The 16,117-nt window shown below is 43.6% G+C and carries 17 protein-coding genes; 15 read left to right on the top strand and 2 right to left on the bottom strand.

Going from position 1 to position 16,117, the window contains the following annotated elements:
* Nucleotides 1-102 precede the first annotated feature (102 nt).
* On the bottom strand, nt 103-1,407 hold the full coding sequence (locus ACED60_RS01655) for a dicarboxylate/amino acid:cation symporter (protein WP_012600580.1): 1,305 nt from the start codon (nt 1,405-1,407) through the stop codon (nt 103-105).
* A gap of 559 nt (nt 1,408-1,966) precedes the next feature.
* Here ACED60_RS01655 and ACED60_RS01650 point away from each other — a divergent pair.
* The 7 genes from ACED60_RS01650 (at nt 1,967) to ACED60_RS01620 (ending at nt 9,194) form a co-directional block, all read left to right on the top strand.
* The gene (locus ACED60_RS01650) at nt 1,967-4,096 is read left to right on the top strand and encodes a TonB-dependent siderophore receptor (RefSeq protein ID WP_371726768.1); all 2,130 of its coding nucleotides are present in this window, start codon (nt 1,967-1,969) and stop codon (nt 4,094-4,096) included.
* A gap of 178 nt (nt 4,097-4,274) precedes the next feature.
* Nucleotides 4,275-5,042 (top strand): DUF3450 domain-containing protein, encoded by a 768-nt coding sequence (locus ACED60_RS01645; RefSeq protein WP_017102102.1) that lies wholly within the window; start codon nt 4,275-4,277, stop codon nt 5,040-5,042.
* Nucleotides 5,042-6,418, top strand: a complete 1,377-nt coding sequence (locus ACED60_RS01640; protein ID WP_371726767.1) for a MotA/TolQ/ExbB proton channel family protein — start codon at nt 5,042-5,044, stop codon at nt 6,416-6,418. The genes ACED60_RS01645 and ACED60_RS01640 overlap by 1 nt, the downstream gene beginning before the upstream one ends.
* A complete protein-coding gene (locus ACED60_RS01635) occupies nt 6,418-6,978 on the top strand; it encodes a MotA/TolQ/ExbB proton channel family protein (RefSeq protein WP_371726766.1) in 561 nt (186 codons plus the stop codon). Before ACED60_RS01640 ends, ACED60_RS01635 begins: the two co-directional genes overlap by 1 nt.
* The gene (locus ACED60_RS01630; protein ID WP_371726765.1) at nt 6,975-7,379 is read left to right on the top strand and encodes an ExbD/TolR family protein; all 405 of its coding nucleotides are present in this window, start codon (nt 6,975-6,977) and stop codon (nt 7,377-7,379) included. The genes ACED60_RS01635 and ACED60_RS01630 overlap by 4 nt, the downstream gene beginning before the upstream one ends.
* 19 nt (nt 7,380-7,398) lie before the next feature.
* Nucleotides 7,399-8,019, top strand: a complete 621-nt coding sequence (locus tag ACED60_RS01625; protein WP_122047361.1) for an energy transducer TonB — start codon at nt 7,399-7,401, stop codon at nt 8,017-8,019.
* Entirely contained in the window at nt 8,016-9,194 is a 1,179-nt protein-coding gene (locus ACED60_RS01620) for a tetratricopeptide repeat protein (protein ID WP_371726764.1), read from the top strand. Before ACED60_RS01625 ends, ACED60_RS01620 begins: the two co-directional genes overlap by 4 nt.
* A gap of 338 nt (nt 9,195-9,532) precedes the next feature.
* Here ACED60_RS01620 and ACED60_RS01615 read toward each other — a convergent pair whose 3' ends face one another.
* The gene (locus tag ACED60_RS01615) at nt 9,533-9,850 is read right to left on the bottom strand and encodes a hypothetical protein (RefSeq protein ID WP_371726763.1); all 318 of its coding nucleotides are present in this window, start codon (nt 9,848-9,850) and stop codon (nt 9,533-9,535) included.
* Nucleotides 9,851-10,217: 367 nt separating this feature from the next.
* Here ACED60_RS01615 and ACED60_RS01610 point away from each other — a divergent pair, with 367 nt between their 5' ends.
* The 8 genes from ACED60_RS01610 (at nt 10,218) to ACED60_RS01575 (ending at nt 16,115) form a co-directional block, all read left to right on the top strand.
* Complete coding sequence (locus ACED60_RS01610; RefSeq protein WP_017097635.1) at nt 10,218-10,847, top strand: PepSY-associated TM helix domain-containing protein; 630 nt, start codon at nt 10,218-10,220, stop codon at nt 10,845-10,847.
* 70 nt (nt 10,848-10,917) lie between these two features.
* On the top strand, nt 10,918-11,436 hold the full coding sequence (locus tag ACED60_RS01605) for a DUF2271 domain-containing protein (RefSeq protein WP_371726762.1): 519 nt from the start codon (nt 10,918-10,920) through the stop codon (nt 11,434-11,436).
* 85 nt (nt 11,437-11,521) lie between these two features.
* Nucleotides 11,522-12,358: a DUF4198 domain-containing protein gene (locus ACED60_RS01600; protein ID WP_371726761.1), complete on the top strand. Its 837-nt coding sequence runs from the start codon at nt 11,522-11,524 to the stop codon at nt 12,356-12,358.
* A gap of 159 nt (nt 12,359-12,517) precedes the next feature.
* Nucleotides 12,518-12,853 (top strand): hypothetical protein, encoded by a 336-nt coding sequence (locus ACED60_RS01595; RefSeq protein ID WP_009845399.1) that lies wholly within the window; start codon nt 12,518-12,520, stop codon nt 12,851-12,853.
* Nucleotides 12,850-13,446 (top strand): DUF6162 family protein, encoded by a 597-nt coding sequence (locus ACED60_RS01590; RefSeq protein WP_017097632.1) that lies wholly within the window; start codon nt 12,850-12,852, stop codon nt 13,444-13,446. Before ACED60_RS01595 ends, ACED60_RS01590 begins: the two co-directional genes overlap by 4 nt.
* A gap of 124 nt (nt 13,447-13,570) precedes the next feature.
* On the top strand, nt 13,571-14,506 hold the full coding sequence (locus ACED60_RS01585; protein WP_371726760.1) for a metal ABC transporter solute-binding protein, Zn/Mn family: 936 nt from the start codon (nt 13,571-13,573) through the stop codon (nt 14,504-14,506).
* Nucleotides 14,506-15,240: a metal ABC transporter ATP-binding protein gene (locus tag ACED60_RS01580; protein ID WP_017097630.1), complete on the top strand. Its 735-nt coding sequence runs from the start codon at nt 14,506-14,508 to the stop codon at nt 15,238-15,240. Before ACED60_RS01585 ends, ACED60_RS01580 begins: the two co-directional genes overlap by 1 nt.
* Entirely contained in the window at nt 15,240-16,115 is an 876-nt protein-coding gene (locus tag ACED60_RS01575; RefSeq protein WP_371726759.1) for a metal ABC transporter permease, read from the top strand. The genes ACED60_RS01580 and ACED60_RS01575 overlap by 1 nt, the downstream gene beginning before the upstream one ends.
* Nucleotides 16,116-16,117: the final 2 nt, after the last annotated feature.

Below are 16,117 nucleotides of genomic sequence, written 5' to 3'. Positions count from 1 at the left end.
TATCAGCAGTGGCGTTTTTGTATACACGCTTTTCATTATCAGGCTAAGGCACAGCCATTAATTGCGCCTTGACTTGAAAGTAAGAGCACCAGAGAAGCTAGATCATGCCTGTTGGCGTGCTAGCTTTACTTCTTCTTCTTTCTCACCGGCTGCTGGGTCATTGAAGCGAGCTTCGTCAAAAGATCCTTCAGATTTAGCCACAATGATAGTTACGGCACTATCACCAGTGATGTTTACGGCAGTACGGATCATGTCAAGAAGACGGTCAACACCCATGATTAATGCGATACCTTCGAGCGGCAGTCCAACTTGGTTCAATACCATCGCTAGCATAACAAGACCAACACCTGGAACACCTGCGGTACCCACAGAAGCCAGTGTCGCTGTTAGGATCACCATTAGGTAATCACCCATAGTCAGGTCGATGTTGTACGCTTGTGCGATAAACGCCGTTGCAACACCCTGCATGATAGCAGTACCGTCCATGTTGACAGTTGCGCCTAGTGGAACTGTGAACGAAGCGACTTTGTTGTCTACGCCCATGCGGTTTTTAGCCGTTTCCATTGTCACTGGAATCGTTGCGTTTGAAGATGCTGTTGAGAATGCAAACATGATTGCATCTTCCATCTTACGTAGGAACGTAATTGGGCTAAGGCCTGTAAACCCTTTAAGCATCGCACTGTAAGTTACTAAACCGTGTAACAGTAGAGTACCAGCTAACACTAAGAAATATTCCGCTAGGTTCCAAATTGCGCTTAAACCAAGGCCAGAGAACAGCTTCGCCATCAAGAAGAACACACCGTAAGGCGCAAGGTTCATCAGCAGCGCAACCAGTTTCATGATTACTTCGTTCAAATCAGAGAAAACCGCAGCGATACGCTCACCTGGTTTACCCGCTGCACTGATTGCAATACCAAACAACACAGCAAATACGATAACTTGTAGCGTTTTGCCCTCAGCCATCGCCTGAATAGGGTTGGTCGGGAACATGTCGATGATGACTTGGCCCAAAGAAGGAGCATCAGCTGATTTGAAAGAGCTCGCAGCAGTAAGATCCGCACCCGCTCCAGGTTGGAACAGGTTACCGATAGTCAATGCTAGAGTGATAGCAACGGCTGTAGTACCGATATAAAGTGCAAGCGTTTTGCCACCCATACGGCCAAGAGTTGATAAATCTTTAAGAGAGCTTGTACCGCACACGAGTGAAACGAAGACGAGTGGTACAACAAGCATTTTTAAACTGGCGACAAAGATCTGTCCGCCTACTTCAAAGAGTCCGTTAACGATGTAGTTGTTAACAAATCCGCTGTCTGCAAAAAGGGATTGAATGGCAAATCCCGTTAATATGCCCACGACCATGCCGAGGATAACTCGACCAGTTAGAGACATAGGTTTCTTGGTATTCATTTAGAACCCTCCTTATTATTTATAACTTTGATACCTTTCCAAAGTGAGCAGGAGATTAGCAGTCGGTTGTTTAAATCGAAAAACAAAAAATGAGTTTGGAATTACAGATGTGATCATAATCACTGATAATCGTTCAAATAAAACAAATTAAAACAAAATAATTCACCATTCATTTACATTTATCGAGTGTTTTATACAAAAAATCGTCGTTCTGAAGGTAATAAATAAGATAAGAGGATTTTGTTATAGATGTTTGCTTATTACATTGACTGCGCAAATGGCGGTGTTTCAAAAAGTTTGGCGCAGAGAACCGATTTTTAATTCAAGTGCTCGTTAAATGACTGTATTGAAATGGTTTCTTTTAACTGCAGGTTAACGGCTCGTCAGCTCGTCTTTACAAAACTTTACGAATGCAAAGAATGTAAATTTAATGCAAATAGTAATAGTTATCACTTATATTCCCCCTCGAAATAATTCAGTGGTACCGGAAACGGTCTAACGGACACATCGAATAAATAACAAAGTGTTCGTCTAAAAGAATAAAAGTGGAGAAAAGGACATGTTTTCAAAAAAGCCATTGGCTTTAGTGATCGGCGCAGTATTAGCTTCACCAGCAGTATTGGCAGAAGCAGTAAAAACTGACGAGCATATGGTTGTTGAAGGTCGTGATTACGGTTATAAAGCCGACACGAATACAACAGCAATGCGCATGGAGGCGACTCAATTAGAGACTCCAGGACAAGTTACGATTATCAGTGAACAAATCATTGATGAGCAACGCGCAAGCACGCTTGGCGAAGTATTAAAAAATGATGCGTCAATTTCAGCGGGTTCTAAATCAACAAACCGTGAGCGCTTCAACCTACGTGGTTTCTCTCTAGGAAGCAGTTCTGGTTACTTGCGCGATGGCGTTCAACACTGGTCTCATTACCGTCAACCGGTAGAACTACTAGAACGTGTTGAAGTACTAAAAGGTCCTGCAGGTTTGCTCTACGGTAAATCAGCACCTGGTGGCCTTGTTAACATGGTTGCTAAGAAGCCTACGTATGAAACTCAAGTTAGCGTAAGCCAAGACATTGGTTCTGACAGCTACACACGTACTACCGCTGATGTAAGCGGTTCCTTGAACGATGATCAAACTCTACGTGCTCGTCTTATTGTTTCACAAGAAAACCAAGACTCTTACCGCACACGTTTTGACGGCACAGATGTAGAGACTGACCGCTTTGTTGGTGGCCTATTTGTTGATTACGATATCAACGAAGATGTGATGCTATCTGCGCATTACGACCGTACTCAAGAGTTGGGTGATCTAGATAACGGCTCAAAGATTGATACGAAAACAGGTAAAGCGATTACCCCAAATACGGTTAATGACCAACGCTTCGCACAAACAGACAACGACGTAGCAAACTACGGTGTGGCTGTTACAGCAAACTTGAGCGATACATGGGCAGTTAAATCGGGTATCAGTCGTCAGTTTTACGAACGTCGCCGTACTGAATCAGATAACGTTATTGATTCAAAGAAAGACAGAAAAACCAAGAAAACACTAGGTTATGGTTACAAAGTGTCAGACCGTCATGATGAGTGGACGTTTGATACGGCTTACGTGGATTTTACTGGTGATGTTGATGCATTTGGTGTGAATCATCGTCTGTTGGTGGGTGCAAATGGGTTGCACTACGATTACAAGCGCCTGTACGTATCAGACTACGCTTGTTTTAACGCTTCAGAAGCAGACACAATGAAAGAGTGTGGCAAAGGCTTTGATATGCCTGCAGACATTCACTATAACAACGATGATTCAGTATCACACTCGAAGAGCCAACACTACGGTCTATATCTTCAAGATTTAGTGACGTTCAATGAGCAGTGGCAAGCACTTGCTGGTGTTCGTTTCGCTTACGATGATACAACGAGCAGTTCTGGTAAAGAAGAGAGCTACAATAACATCCTACCTAAGTTCGGTGCGATTTACTCTCCGGCGCCAAACGGTTCTATTTACGCGGTTTACTCTGAAAGTTTTGAACCTGTAAGTGAGATTTCCGATAAAGATGATGTGAACTTCGGCCATTCTCAAGATGCGAAGAAAGGTACACTTTATGAGCTAGGCTCAAAGTGGGAACTGTTTGATGAGCGTTTATTCGTATCAGGAGCAGTATTCCAGATCACACAAACGAACATGCAAGTTACAGAAGACCTTCCTGCATCTCATGCAAAAGATACTCGTACTACACAGGTGGGTGAGCAAGTTCACACTGGTGTGGAGCTAGCTGCGACGGGCTACGTGACGGATGCGTTCTCTGTAAGTGCATCAACAATGTTCTTAGATGCTGAATATAAGAATGACCCTGCTCTTAATGGTAAAACACCAGCAGACGTTCCTGAATTTACTGCAAGCATCTGGTCTACTTACGCATTCAACAACGGTACTGATGTAAACCTAGGTGTGTATCACGTAGGTGAGCGTTACACTGAAAGTGCTAACACGTTTAAGAAAGACGCTTACACTCGTGTAGATGCTGGTGTTGCACATACGATTAAGTACGATGAAAACTTAGACTTTGTTGCACGCTTTAATGTAGAGAACTTATTCGATACAGATTACCTAGAAGGCGGCAGCACTCGCGGCGTTGTTGTTGGCGAAGGTCGTAACTACATGGCTACGTTACAGGTAAAATACTAATTTGTTAGTAGGGTACTATTGGTAGCTTAAATATTAAGGGGAAGGTTTCGACTTTCCCCTTTCTTGATTCTGCTATTTAGTAAAAATACCCCTAGCAATGCGAGTGGTTTTTAATGATAATGAGACTGCTTATCAATAAAACTCATTTGTTCTTCTTCTAAAGTAAATGACTACAATTATGAATCTTTTAAAAACTAGCCTAGCACTTGCCATCAGTTTGGTTGCAACGTCATCGATGGCAAACAGCTTGGATCAAGCTCAATCAATTCAAAACAAGACCAATAACGCGTCGGCTTCGAGCCAAAAGGTTATTGATAAAAGCTCACAAGCAACATTATTGCTGCAAGCTGAGGTTGAGCGTCTGCAAGAAGAAGTGAAAAATTTAGAAATCTATCACGATCATCTTGCCGCATTGGTTAAGAGCCAAGATCAAGAAGCGCAGAGTATTGAAGGGCAGATCGACGAAATCAAACTAACACGTCAAGGTGTTGTGCCTTTAATGTACAAGATGATCGATGGTCTCCAGGAAGTTATTGAAAGCGATCTACCTTTCAAGACAAATAGCCGTCTGCGTCGCGTTGAAAAGCTGAAAGCGATGATGACTCGTGCTGATGTCAGTGATGCTGAAAAATATCGCCGTATTTTAGAGGCGTACCAAATTGAAGTGGATTACGGTATTAAGCTAAGTTCTTATTCAAGCCGTGTCGAGTTAAGTCAAGATAAAGTGCTTGAAGTTGATATTTTGCATCTTGGCCGCATTTCACTGGTCGCTCGTAACTTAAATGGTACCCAATATTGGTCTTGGGACCAAAATAGCGATCAATGGCAAGAGTTGGATTCTTCGATGAAATCTGAGTTGGACAAAGCGTACGATATTGCTAATAAGCAAGCGTCTCCAAGCTTAATCACTTTACCTGTTTCTTTAACTGTTGCGGAGGTTAAGTAATGAACTTAAAGCCATTAGCAGCATTGCTTTGTATTACGTCAATTTCATTTTCTGCTTTCTCTGCATCAGACACGACAGCTCAGCTTGTTAACAAAGCAAAATCAGAGAGTCGCACGCAAGCGTCTCATAACGTAATTCGTGAAGCTGACTTTAAAAAGACAGAACAAGAACTCAAAGCGATCAAAGCACAGCTTGAAGCTAAACGTAGCTCTATTCAAGGTGCGACCGATGTTCTGACTCAGACATTCAGTGATAACGAAAACAAGCTTGCTCGTTTAGAAGAGAAACTGCGTTTAGAAACAGGTAGCTTAGGTGAGTTGTTTGGCGTTGTAAGACAAAATGCAAAAGACCTTGAACATGAGCTTACGGATACAGTAACTAACGTAGATCGCGCAGCGTATACAGAAACTGTCTATCAAATCGTGGACGCAAAATCATTACCGTCAATGCCCCAGTTAACAGGTCTTTGGTTGAGCATGATGGAGCAAATTCAAGCAAGTTCAGAGATAAGTAAGTCGACAGTTTCACTAGTTAATAGTGAAGGGGTTACTGAAAAGGCAGAAGCTTATCGACTGGGTTCTATTGGTTTAGTCGCTGAGTCTGGTTACGTATGGTGGGATGCTAAACATCAAGATGCAATAGTTTACTTGAAGCAGCCATCACAAGGTCCAACACTGGCGTCGCTTTCTACTTTAGCGAATGGCGAAGTGTCTAACGTGGTCGTCGATCCTTCTCGTGGATTCATGCTAGAACAATTAGCTTTGGAACCAAGCCTAGCTGATCGTCTGCAAGCTGGTGGCCTAGTAGGTAAAGTTATTCTTGGCTTGTTGGCAATTGGCTTAATCATCGCATTGGTTCGTGGTATTTCTTTGGCTATCGCTCGTCAGAAGATTCGTGCACAGCTTAAGAACCCAAAACAAGCAGGTAATAACCCTCTGGGTCGTGTTCTTGCGGTTTACAGCAAAGAGAAAAATCAAACAGTAGAAGCATTAGAACTGCGACTTTTAGAAGCGGTAGTGGATGAACAAACTCACCTAGAGAAAGGTTTATCAATGCTGAAGCTTCTAGCTGCTCTAGCACCAATGCTTGGCTTGCTAGGTACCGTAACCGGCATGATCGAAACATTCCAAGTGATCACACAGTTTGGTAATGGTGACCCTAAAGTAATGGCGGGCGGTATTTCGATGGCACTTGTTACAACGGTACTTGGCCTTGTTGCTGCAATGCCACTGCTATTGGCACACAACATTCTGAGTACTCAGTCAGAGAACATTCGAAATATTCTGGAGAAGCAGGGCATTGGCCTTGTTGCTGAGCAGGCAGAGAAGTCTATTGAACCAAGCGCTGTTGTTTCACAAGTTGGGACTGCCGCGTAATGGATATTTTGTCGGGTTCTCTATTACCAGCGAGTTGGTTAACGAGTAACTGGCTGCTGTCTTTATCAAACTTTATGGAGCAGGGCGGTTTCGTCCTGTGGTGGCTAGCGGCTGTCGTCCTCGTTTTTTGGGTACTTGTGGTAGAACGTGTGCTTTATCTCGCGTTCTATTTTCCAAAGCAACGCCAAGCTTGGATTACAAAGTGGCATGAAAGAGAAGATCACTCTTCTTGGCATGCTAAAGCCATTCGTGAAGGTTGGTTGGGGCAAGCGAGTATCTTGCTTAACCAAAACTTGAACTTTATTAAGCTGTTAGTTGCTATTTGTCCGATGTTGGGTTTGCTCGGTACCGTAACCGGTATGATCTCCGTTTTTGATGTCATGGCGACTCAAGGAAGCAGTGATCCTAAATTGATGGTCTCAGGTATCTCGTTGGCAACTTTACCAACGATGGCGGGTATGGTTGCTGCATTAGCGGGCATGTTTGTTCATGCTCGTTTAGCGAAAGTCTGTAACCGCTTAGAATTGAAATTAGAAAAATCTTTAAGGAGTCAACGATGAGACTCGGTCGACGTCATTCTAAAAACGAAGAGGCTCAAATAGACCTTACTTCGATGCTTGATATCGTATTCATCATGCTTATTTTCTTCATTGTGACGAGTTCATTTGTTCGTGAATCTGGTGTTGAAGTCAATCGCCCGCAAGCTTCAAATGTAGTGAGCCAAAAAGATGCAGGTATCTTTGTCGCGATTACTTCTTCGAATGACATTTTCATAGATAAACGTGTTGTGGATGTTGAACGTGTTCAAGCGACGTTAGAACACTTGTTGCTAGAACAACCTGATGCTTCTTTGGTTATTCAAGCGGATGAACACGCTTACAACGGTACGGTTGTTAAAGTGATGGACGCCGCGAAAGGTGCGGGTGTTAAAAACATCGCGCTCGCTGCTGAAAAGCGATGATCTTGGAGGATCTTAATCAATGATTCGCCTATTTCTTGCATTACCTTTAGCGGGAGCGTTGGGTTTAGCACTATTTTCTTTCATGGCTTGGATGGTCGATAATGGACACCAACGTTCGCCAGAAAATGGTGAGACGTTAAGTTTCAACATGGTGATGGTTGAACAAGAACAAGAAGTACAGAGAAGACAACGTGCAGTCCCGGAACAACCCGAAATGCCAGAGCCGCCACCGCAAGCGCAAACGTCTCAGTCGCAAGCTGAAGTAACGCCTCTGAATTCAATGTCTTCACTGTCTTCACTGGATTTGAATACTTCAATTGAAGGCCTAGCGATTAACGCTCCAACATTTTCTGATTTTGGGTCAAATCAACAGGTAATGCCGCTTTATCGAGTTGAACCTCGTTATCCAGCAAAAGCGCTAAAGCGTGGCGCAGAAGGGTATGTCATTTTGTCTTTTACAATCGATGAAACAGGACGTTCTGTTGATATTCAAGTTACGGATGCAAATCCACGTCGTATGTTTGAACGTGAAGCGATAAGAGCACTTAAAAAATGGAAGTATCAACCCAAAGTCATCGATGGAAAAGCGGTCGCTCAGGTTGGTCAAACCGTGAAACTAGAGTTTAAGTTGGCAAAATGATGAAACAGATATGGATATTAGTGGGCTTGTTGATACTGCCCCTTACAGTACCGGCAAAAGAGCTAACCCAATACACCGTTATTCGTGTTCAAAAGGCGAATAAACTTGCTCAAGAGGAGCAGGTTAAACAGGCGATTGAGGTTTTGGCTAGTTTAGAGTTATCTAAAGGCTATGACAAAGCCTATGTCGCTCGCATGCTTGGTGTGTTTTACTGGCAAGATGGTAAAACAGAGACGGCAATCAAGCAGCTTACTTATGCAGTGGATAGTCGCTTATTGGTCGATGAACAAGCTTGGGTAACGAAACGTATGTTAGCTGATTTACTGCTTAGCGAGCAGCATTTTAAAGCGGCATTACCACACTATTATGAGCTCGTTAAAACAGCACCGGAAACTGAAAAGAAAGACACGCTATGGATGCGAATTGCTCAAGCTGAATACCAAATTGAAAACTGGACGAAAGTACTGGTGGCCATTGGTAATCGCGACAAGTTCAATTCAGAACCACAGTTGTCGCCTCTCTCGTTAAAGCTGGGAGCTCAACTACAGTTAAAACAATGGAAGCAATCAATTCATACGTTAGAAAGTTTAGTTGAACTTCAACCCGAAAAAGACAACTGGTGGCGTCAACTGGTCGGGATTCAGTTAAGACTAGAGCGTAGCCGAGATGCGTTGAATACCTTAGCGCTTGCTGAGCTACAAGGTGTTGAACTGAATAATTCAGACCGTAGGCTACTTGCTCAACTGTACGCGAAACGAGGCATCCCTGAGCGCGCTGCGCAAGAAATTAGCAAGTTAGATGACGCAAACAGCGATGTTCAACTTCTGGCTGAGCAAGCAACCTACTGGCAGCTAGCAAAAGAGTGGGACAATGCTATTGAAGTGTGGACGTTAGCGTCGAACATGAACACTCGATACCATTGGAATGTTGCTCAATTATTGGTTCAGCAAGGTTACTACAAGCGAGCTCTGGTTGCTTTAGACAAAGTGAAAGACAAGAACAAGCAAGCTGACGTTGCATTAGCGAAAGTACGTTCATGGTATAAGCTGAAGAACTTAGATAATGCTCTCGCTCAAGCTAAGCGGGCGAACAACATTGAACCGTCTCCTGAGGCTAAAGGGTGGATCAAATATTTGACCCAGCTGAGAACGGTAAGCGAAAGTGGAAACGCCTAATCACATATAGTTAGAAGCTAGAAAGCAGAGTACTAAATAAGACAGTGAAAGGGTGTCATTTGAATGTTCAAATGACACCCTTTTTTTGTATTCAATAGACTTAAACCTTAAACCTAGGTGCCTGAGCGGTGCTGTTATTTGACTGAGGTAAGAATAATACCAATCACGGTAAGTAAGTGATCATAAATAGCGCAGGAAAAATGCTTGAGAACAAGGCGGAAATTTTCGATAAGTAGTTATTCTACAATCAAAATTTCTAACGATGTTATCGAGTGTTTTAACCAGCTAGGATGAACAGTTATTTACTACGATTGGTATAAAGATAAAGAAAATTCAAGTTAAAGGCTGCACATCTCGCCACTGTGTGATCCCGCAATGATCACTCCGCTTTGGTCTACAATCCAGTTAATGGTGCAGTCACGATAGGGGTTTTTGAAAGAATGTTGTATTTCACCATTCTCGAGTGAGGTTTGAGTTTCTACCCAAGCAAATGTGCGTGACTCCCAAAATGTAACGGCTTGAGAGTGGGGCGTTAAATACAAAGCTTGCGCATCGGTAATATTGGAACCGATGTAACTCTCGATATATTCGTCAGTACTAACAATCTGGCTAGTACAAGCCGTTACCAATACAGCCAAAGCTACAATCATACGCATTTCTAAATCCTTTTAAACTTGCATGGTTATGTCTGTTTTATAGTCAATAAGCTTAAACCACTCTTGAGCTAATCGTCATGCCAATGCCCTTGATAGTGATCTCTGTTCTAAATAGCTTCAACTTCCTTTCTTAAATGCACGGAACTCCGACTAAACAGGGCCATTTTATAAGCTCTAGAGCTCAGGATATCTACGTTTCCCACTTATATTGCCGCGATTCTTATACGTATACAGTTCGATTGTTCTTCAGTAGATGTTATGTGAATTTCCTTGCGACGCGCGAGAAACGTAAACAATGTAAATTGAATGCCAATACGAATTATTATCAACTAAATTATCGCCATAAAATCTATAGGTACTGGTTTGTATGTCGTTAAAAAGTAGGGCAGTTCAATCATGGGCTCGTCGACTTCATGTTTATATTTCTATGGCGCTGTTGTTTGTTGTTCTTTTCTTTTCAGTGACAGGCATCACCCTTAATCGCCCTGAGCTATTTGAATCCAGCCAACCCAATATCCAACACTCTACGCTAACGCTTCCCACGAGTTTGTTTACGATTCAAGACGGTCGACTGAAAGCCGACGAGTCTGCTTTTGAAAAGTTTTTATTTGAAGAAGCAAACCTATCTGGCGTTCCTTCGGGGTTAGACATCTACGCAGAGATTGAAGACGGTGAGTTGCTCATCGGTGAAGTGTCTATGGACTTCAAAGGACCTGGCTACAACGCTTCTGTGTTTGTTGATGTGACTTCTGAAATGGTCGAGGTCGAAACCACGAATTACGGCGTGATTGCCCTGTTGAACGACCTACACAAAGGTCGTAACAGCGGTGAGGTCTGGAAATGGTTCATCGATATCACTGCACTACTGATGGTCTTCTTTGTACTGACTGGCGTGTGCTTACTGTTACCTAAGAAAAAAACACTCAATACCTCTATTAAATGGACGGTATTTGGGTCTGCAATTTCACTTGCTATCTATTTTGTCGCCGTACCGTAACCCGCGATCCGATCCATGAGGCGGTGTGAAGGTGAATTAAAGGCGCAACGGATTTGAAAGGTTGTTAAACATGAAAAAAATGAATTGGAGCAAATCGCTCCTTGCTTTGTCTCTTTTACCAAGCTTAGGCATGGCTGAGGTGATTCCTGACACAGCAAAGCTCGATGTGCATTTCGAGTTACCAAGAATTGAGGCCTCTCCATACAAGCGCCCTTACGTAGCGATATGGGTAGAGAACAGTGAAAGAAAGTCAGTGAAAACGATCGAGCTTTGGGTCGGCCAAGATGAATGGCTTAAAGATTTACGAAGTTGGTGGCGAAAAGTCGGACGTTACGACCGCGAACTCGTTGATGCCGTGACTTCCGCAACACGTCCTGTTGGTCAATATCGTTTTGCTTGGGATGGCAAAAATGATGCCGGTCAATCGTTAGAGCAAGGTGAATACACGGTTCATATTGAAGTTGTACGTGAACATGGTGGCCGAAACTATCTTCGCCAAAAAGTAGCACTCACTGACAAAAATGCTTCTTACCAATTAGAACCAACGGAAGAGACCGGTCAGATTACGCTCAACTATATCGTTAAGTAGTAGATAAAGAAGCGATAAATAATGGTAGCCATCGTAGACGCTCATTGAGTGACACGATTAAAAATTACAAATAATGGAATTGAACATGATGAAACAGACAAAAATAAAGGCGCTTGCTCTTGCGGGTGTAATGGCGTTCGGTCTAGCAGCAACGACGACTGCACAAGCTCACCCTCGTTGGGTTTTGCCTTCTCATTTCACCGTTTCTAAAGAGGGAGGGGATTGGCTAACGTTCGATGTGACGGCATCTCATGGAGCGTTTGTTTATGATAAACCAGCGGGCAGCGAAAATGCATATGTAATTATGCCAGATGGTCGTAACGAGCGTCCCAATTTTGTTGTTCTTAGTAAACGCCGTTCAATCTTTGATTTTTACTTTGAAGAAGAAGGCACACACAAGGTTGCGATTAACAACCAGCCGTCATACTACACGCTATACAAAGCGGGTCGTCGTGACACAGAGAAATGGATTAAAGCAACCAAAGTTGAGCGTGATTCATTGCTACCTGAGAATCCACGTGACGTGATAACACAGCTCAGCTTCACTCGCGCAGAAAGCTACATTACTGTTGGAAAGCCAACGGAAACAGTATTCAAAATTGAAGGCAAGCTTCTTGAGTTGAAGCCCGTGACACACCCTTCCGACATTCTTGAAGGCGAACCGGTGACATTCCAATTCTTCTTCAACGGTGAAATCCAGAAAGACGTGAAAGTAGATATTACTCGTGAAGGTACGCTTTACCGCAACCATCAAGAACAAATTGATTTAGTGAGTAATGAAAATGGTGAAATTACTTTCACTCCGGCCGTTGCTGGTCGTTACATAATGAAAGCGAACTATAAAGGAGAGTTGGTTGACAACCCATTGGCAGACAAAGCAAGTGCGAATGTGCACCTAACGTTCGAAGCTCAGATTCAATAGGCGGTTTTTCCGGGGCTGAATCCTTGAATTATTAGACTACCAACTATCTGACTAGAACTTTTTGGTCACCATTATTAGTTGAAAAAGACAAGGGCTCATTTGAGCCCTTTATTGCTCAGTTTACTACTGAGAATTTGCACTGTGGCTAGGGTACGAACCATGACAATAAAAACAAAACTTAACGTATTAATGACTCCTTGCTTAGCTCTGGGACTTGGTTTCGCTGCATTACCTGTGCAAGCACATTTTCCGTTGATGAGCTGTTGGTTTGAAGGCAAAACGGTTGCCTGTGAAGCGGGTTACTCTGATGGTAGTAAAGCGATAGATTACGCAGTCGCGATGTACGACTACGAAGATAACTTGATAGCGAAAGAGATGACGGATAAACGCTCTATTGTCGAATTTCCAAACCCAAATTCTGAGTTTTACCTTGTGTTTGATTCAGGTCACGAGTTTCCTGTTGAAGTCGACGTTGTAGAGATCAAAGAAAAATGATGATTCAAAGTGTACGCGCTGACACAGGCGGAAGAGAGGGCAAGTGGGTTGGCCTAATCATTATATTCATCCTTTGTTTTGCGACGGTTGCTATTCCGTTTAATCAAGCAGAATCTCATATCGAAGTGACCCTTGATCACCAAGTCTTAGTGACTGATGTTGAACAAGAAAACTTGGCGATGCTGTCAGAACTCCGTTTAGCTCATGAAGAGATTCGTGATCTTCGCATGGACTTAGACGGCGAATGGCCAAGTGTTGTGTCACTTAAAGATGAATGGGTTGCGCCATTTGTTGAAGACCAGAGTTGGAAGCGCAAAGGTTCTCATGCTTGGCTATTGGACGAGCGTGGTTACTACTTTTCTACGCCAAGTGAACACGCTACATCAAGTGAATATGCTGCACAAAGCGATCATGGCTTCGCGGACTCCTTTATTTTGAATGCGAATAGTGTTTCTCCGGAAATCTGGATTTTCTTTGGTGGTGTCGCAAGCCAACCTACTCAATTTGATGAAAACACATTGGAATCCGCAGGCTGGAAACTGGTGGTGAACGAGTCAGAAGTATCTGAACAACATGACGCTGCTTCTCATTAAGCAATGTTTCAAACTTTAGGTTCTCATCAGCAATATGTTCAAAAAGAAGATGTTCACAAAATCAAAAAGCTTACGGACTAATCAGCTCATTGACCATAAGTTCACAAATAATAAGAGATTTACTATGCGATTCATGACTCTATTGATGTCGTTAATGGCGGTGTTATCGACACCCAATGCATTGGCAAAAGAATACACAGTCGACAGCGATAAGTTGACGATAGGTATTACCCTACAGCCTTACTATAGCTACGTAAAAGCAGTGGTAGGTGACAAAGTGAACATCCTTCCTTTGGTTGATGCTGGCTTTAACCCGCATAACTACTTACCACAACCAAATGACTTGAAGCGATTGAGCCAGATGGATGCAATCGTGGTAAACGGTATTGGCCACGATGACTTCGCACTAAAAGTCATTTCAGCTGCGCAACGTGATGATTTAATGGTCATCGAAGCGAACAAAGAAGTACCTCTACTTCCTGCATTAGGCCAGTCTGTTGGCCAAGGCGCGGTGAACCCACATACGTTTGTTGGACTTTCTACAACAATCCAAAAGGTGTACACCATCGCGAGTGAAGTTTCTAAACTCGATCCAGACAATGCAGCTTTTTATCGTAAGAATGCACGTAAGTACGCTAAGCAATTTCGCTTTATGAAGCGTGATGCGATGTTGTCATTAGGTGAACTCGATACATCAGGTATGAAAGTGGCGACCACGCACAATGCTTATGGCTATATCCTTCAAGAGTTTGGTGTGGATGTTGCGGCGGTGATTGAGCCTGCACACGGTGTTGAACCAAGTGCGAGCCAACTGCAAGATACGATCGAGAAAATCCGCGCATCAGGCATTGATGTTCTGTTCTACGAGCTAAACATGCCAAACCGCTTTGTTGACACGATTGAAGCAGAAACAGGCGTTCAGCTTTATCGTTTCTCTCACATGACGCACGGTGAGTATCAAGACGATAAGGTAGAAGTTGAGATGAAGAAGAACTTAGAAACGTTAATCGAAGCCATGAAATTTGCTGCGGCTAACCAGACTAAAAGCGGGAAGGCGTAATGCAAGGTCCATCGATTTCAATCAACCAACTCGGTCTGCAATACGACAACAACGTGATTCTTGATGATATCACGCTAGATCTTAAAGCGGGTGAGTGCCATGTGATCATGGGGCCAAACGGCGGTGGCAAAACCTCTTTGCTACGTTCAGTTCTTGGTTTGACGCCTTTCTCTGGGCAAATCAACATTCATTGGCCAGAAAAGCCAAGCATTGGTTACGTTCCTCAGAAAGCGACCTTCGAATCGAGCTTACCTCTGACGGTAATGGATTTCGTCCTGCTTAACCAAACTCGAATTCCACTGTTTTGGCGTCGTAAGTCTAAGCAATTGGATCTTGCATTAGCGCAACTCGACCGTGTGGGAATGGCGACTCGTAGCGACCGCCGTATGGGTCAATTGTCGGGTGGCGAGCAGCAACGTGTGTTGTTTGCTCAAGCCTTATTGGATAACCCAAGCCTATTGGTGTTGGATGAACCTACGACTGGCATGGATGAGCAGGGCGTTCGTTATTTAGAATCGCTAGTTCGTGAATGTGTTGATGAAGGCCGTACGATTCTTGCCGTTCACCATGATGTAACCGCAGTGCGTCGCCTTGAAGCGAATGTACATGTTGTGAATCGATTCTTGGTGGATAGTGGTCCACATGAACAAGTACTACACCCTACTAAAATCGAGAGTCTGTTTCAGCACTATAGCAGTGGATCTGCCATCCCCAAATCGAAGGAGGTTGCGTAATGGAGTGGTTACGACAACTTGCCACTAGTGGCGTTGAAGCGGGTTTGTTATCAGACAGCTTCATGTATGCGTTTATGGTGAACGCACTGGTTGCCGCATTGTTACTTGGCCCGTTATTAGGTGGCCTTGGTACTTTGGTCATTGCAAAGCGTCTGGCATTCTTCTCTGAAGCGGTAGGTCACGCAGCATTAACCGGTATTGCCATTGGTGTTTTGCTTGGCGAGCCACCAGAAAACCCAATTATTGGTCTGTTTAGCTTCTGTATGATCTTTGCTTTGCTTCTTCACTTTGTAAGAAACAGAACCAACGTGCCATACGATACCTTAGTCGGCGTTTTTCTTGCGCTCGCTTTAGCGGTCGGTGCGGCATTGTTGATGTACGTGGCACGTAAGATCAACATTCACATGCTTGAGAATGTGCTGTTTGGTTCGATTCTGACGGTAACAGATCAAGACTTAGCGATTCTTGCAGGCAGCTGCGCGCTCATCATTTTGCTCTTGATACCGACGTTCAACCGTATTCTTCTCACTTGTATTAGCCCGGATATTGCCAAGGTGCGCGGCTATAACACCAGCTTCTATGACTACCTGTTTGTGATGATGATTACTTTGGTGACGATTGCTGCGGTGAAGATCGTGGGTGCTGTTTTGGTTGGTGCGTTATTATTGATTCCTGGTGCTACGGCGCGATTGTTGACTAAACGCATGGGAAGCTTTGTTTTGCTTTCTGCGTTGCTGGCAACCATTGCATGTTTAGTCGGAACGGTATTACCGATGGAACTTAAACTGCCTGTGCCGTCAGGCGCTTCAATCATCATCGTTTCTGCAACGTTTTTCCTAGCAGCAACGCTATACCGAATTATAAGAAAGGCATAACC

It is taken from the genome of Vibrio sp. 1F279 (assembly GCF_041439815.1).
GTDB classification, from domain to species: Bacteria; Pseudomonadota; Gammaproteobacteria; order Enterobacterales; family Vibrionaceae; genus Vibrio; species Vibrio tasmaniensis_A.
This window is presented reverse-complemented; position numbering and strand designations above follow the sequence as displayed.

Coding starts and splice junctions, on each gene's coding strand:
- ACED60_RS01595 (WP_009845399.1), top strand. CDS start 12,518: ATGACAATAAAAACAAAACTTAACGTATTAATGACTCCTTGCTTAGCT.
- ACED60_RS01620 (WP_371726764.1), top strand. CDS start 8,016: ATGATGAAACAGATATGGATATTAGTGGGCTTGTTGATACTGCCCCTT.
- ACED60_RS01580 (WP_017097630.1), top strand. CDS start 14,506: ATGCAAGGTCCATCGATTTCAATCAACCAACTCGGTCTGCAATACGAC.
- ACED60_RS01610 (WP_017097635.1), top strand. CDS start 10,218: ATGTCGTTAAAAAGTAGGGCAGTTCAATCATGGGCTCGTCGACTTCAT.
- ACED60_RS01575 (WP_371726759.1), top strand. CDS start 15,240: ATGGAGTGGTTACGACAACTTGCCACTAGTGGCGTTGAAGCGGGTTTG.
- ACED60_RS01645 (WP_017102102.1), top strand. CDS start 4,275: ATGAATCTTTTAAAAACTAGCCTAGCACTTGCCATCAGTTTGGTTGCA.
- ACED60_RS01585 (WP_371726760.1), top strand. CDS start 13,571: ATGCGATTCATGACTCTATTGATGTCGTTAATGGCGGTGTTATCGACA.
- ACED60_RS01655 (WP_012600580.1), bottom strand. CDS start 1,407: ATGAATACCAAGAAACCTATGTCTCTAACTGGTCGAGTTATCCTCGGC.
- ACED60_RS01590 (WP_017097632.1), top strand. CDS start 12,850: ATGATGATTCAAAGTGTACGCGCTGACACAGGCGGAAGAGAGGGCAAG.
- ACED60_RS01605 (WP_371726762.1), top strand. CDS start 10,918: ATGAAAAAAATGAATTGGAGCAAATCGCTCCTTGCTTTGTCTCTTTTA.
- ACED60_RS01650 (WP_371726768.1), top strand. CDS start 1,967: ATGTTTTCAAAAAAGCCATTGGCTTTAGTGATCGGCGCAGTATTAGCT.
- ACED60_RS01615 (WP_371726763.1), bottom strand. CDS start 9,850: ATGCGTATGATTGTAGCTTTGGCTGTATTGGTAACGGCTTGTACTAGC.
- ACED60_RS01640 (WP_371726767.1), top strand. CDS start 5,042: ATGAACTTAAAGCCATTAGCAGCATTGCTTTGTATTACGTCAATTTCA.
- ACED60_RS01600 (WP_371726761.1), top strand. CDS start 11,522: ATGATGAAACAGACAAAAATAAAGGCGCTTGCTCTTGCGGGTGTAATG.
- ACED60_RS01630 (WP_371726765.1), top strand. CDS start 6,975: ATGAGACTCGGTCGACGTCATTCTAAAAACGAAGAGGCTCAAATAGAC.
- ACED60_RS01625 (WP_122047361.1), top strand. CDS start 7,399: ATGATTCGCCTATTTCTTGCATTACCTTTAGCGGGAGCGTTGGGTTTA.
- ACED60_RS01635 (WP_371726766.1), top strand. CDS start 6,418: ATGGATATTTTGTCGGGTTCTCTATTACCAGCGAGTTGGTTAACGAGT.